This window comes from Actinomadura sp. KC216 (genome assembly GCF_004348535.1).
Classification (GTDB): domain Bacteria; phylum Actinomycetota; class Actinomycetes; order Streptosporangiales; family Streptosporangiaceae; genus Spirillospora.
Genome location: NZ_SMJX01000594.1, coordinates 1 through 1938, shown reverse-complemented (window position 1 = coordinate 1938; position 1938 = coordinate 1). Strand labels below are relative to the sequence as shown.

The window sequence follows — 1938 nt, the reverse complement described above, 5'->3', positions numbered from 1 at the left end:
GCGCGTAGCGCACCAGCACACCGGCGCCGGGCCGCGGCGGCGGGGCGGGGTCGGTCATGGCGTGTTTCCGTTCAGGCGGCGGAGACGGCGCGAGAATGGGATGACGGCGCGGGATCCGTCGGGACGGCGGACCAGGACGTTGCGGGGTCGGGCGCCGGTCCCCCAGCGGGCCAGCACCGTGACGACCTCCGGGGGGTCCTTGCGTCCTGACAGCCGGTCGCCGGGGTCCAGGTAGCGGCGCCCGATCATGCCGGTCATGCGGCATCGCTCCCGGCGGGCATGGCGTTGTGGGTGCGGTCGTCCAGCGTGCGCCCGGCGGTGAGGCGCGCCAGCAGTGCCGCCAGGGCGGCGGCTCCCTGGCGAGGGAGGACGCCGTTGCCGAGGGCTTTGAGCATCTGGTTACGGGTGAGGCCGGGGACGGCGGTGACGTGGCCTGCCGGCAGACCCATGAGCCATTCGACGAATGCGGGGTTCAGCTGGTCGGCGCCGCCTCGTCCGGTGGGAAGCCGGGGAGCGGGAGCTGCCCGTCCGATGATGCGGGCCCATCGGTCGATGGCGGGCCGGTAGGCGCCCCAGTCGACATCTGCGCTACCGCCGAGGGCAGCATCAGATCGCCCGAGGTCCCCCGCTGGTTCGGGCCGCCCTTCGTCCCGTCCGTCGCGCGCGGGGTCGGCAGCAGCGCCGCGGTCTCGGTCGCCGATCCGCCCCGGGTCGCGCGCGGGGTGGGCAGCAGGCTGCACACCTCGGCGGCCAGGTTCAGGCCGTGCGTGCCCGCCTGCTGTGACGGGGTCCGGCGGGTCTGCCGGTTCTCGTTCCCCGATGCTCGCGGGGTCGGCAGCAGTGCCACCTGTGCCCGTAGCGTGTCGTTGCGCGAGGAGTCCGGCGGCCCGGTCCCGTTGGTCTCCGACACCGTCGGCGTGGGCAGCAGCTCCACCACCGCCGGTAGCCCGTCCTGGTAGCCGCGGCCCTTGGAGTCCCGCGCCCTGGGGGTCGGCAGCGCGGGCGAGGACGAACAGGCGGTTGCGCTGGTGGGCGGCGCCGATGTCGGACGCTCGAAGAGTGATCCATTCCGCATCGAACCCGAGGTCGGCAAGGTCGGTGAGGACGTCGGCAAACCCAATTCGAAGGTGGCTTGCGACGTTCTCAAAGATCGCGTAGCGGGGTCGTAGTACGCGAAGCGCGGTCGCGATGTGCGGCCAGAGGTGCCGGTCATCGGCGGTTCCCTTCCTGTGTCCGGCGAGACTGAACGGCTGGCACGGGTAGCCGCCGCACACCACGTCGATCGGCGGGACGGCCGTCCAGTCGACGGCGGTGATGTCGCCGAGGTTGGGGACGTCCGGCCAGTGGTGGGCCAGGATCGCGGCGGCGCCGGGGTCGGGGTCGGCGACCCATACGGGCTCGACGTCGAGCACCTCGGCGGCGGCCAGGTCCAGGCCGCCGTACCCGGTGCACAGCGACCCCAGGGACAGCACGGGCGCGGTCATGCGTCACCGTCCCGCCGGTCGCGCCGGGAGCGCGGCCACACCGGCGCCCATTCCGACAGGTCCTCGTTGCCGGGCGTGATCACGATCCCCTCGTGGGTGAGGACGAACTCGTGCCCGTCCTCGCAGCTCCACAGGTCGCCGGGCACGTCGGGGGCGTGCGCGGCCCAGCACGTGCCCTGGTCGTGGCAGTAGGGGCAGTTGGGGCCGTTGGTGACGGGCCAGCGCGTGACGGGGATGTACCAGTCGGCGGGGCAGGCGCGGCAGCGCCACACGTTGACCTCGGTGAAGTCGGCAAGGGTCGCCGGGCCGATGAACACCACCTCGGTGGGGCGCTCGCAGGTGGGGCAGTCCGGCGGCGCGCCCGTGGGCCAGTGCTCGGCGGGCGGGAAGTCGACCGGTTCGGGGGTGGGCAGTGTCATGATGGGTGTGCTCCTTTTCGGGCCTCGTTCGGGGC

The 1938-nt window shown here is 73.3% G+C and carries 3 protein-coding genes; all 3 read right to left on the bottom strand.

The window, feature by feature from the left end; translation table 11 throughout:
- Positions 1-54 precede the first annotated feature (54 nt).
- From E1264_RS42330 to E1264_RS42320, 3 genes are read right to left on the bottom strand one after another with little or no spacing between them, the layout of a single operon-like run.
- Complete coding sequence (locus E1264_RS42330; RefSeq protein WP_132183183.1) at positions 55-258, bottom strand: hypothetical protein; 204 nt, start codon at positions 256-258, stop codon at positions 55-57.
- A complete protein-coding gene (locus E1264_RS42325; RefSeq protein WP_132183181.1) occupies positions 255-1484 on the bottom strand; it encodes a DNA cytosine methyltransferase in 1230 nt (409 codons plus the stop codon). The genes E1264_RS42330 and E1264_RS42325 overlap by 4 nt, the downstream gene beginning before the upstream one ends.
- On the bottom strand, positions 1481-1903 hold the full coding sequence (locus E1264_RS42320; protein WP_132183179.1) for a hypothetical protein: 423 nt from the start codon (positions 1901-1903) through the stop codon (positions 1481-1483). The genes E1264_RS42325 and E1264_RS42320 overlap by 4 nt, the downstream gene beginning before the upstream one ends.
- Positions 1904-1938 lie beyond the last annotated feature (35 nt).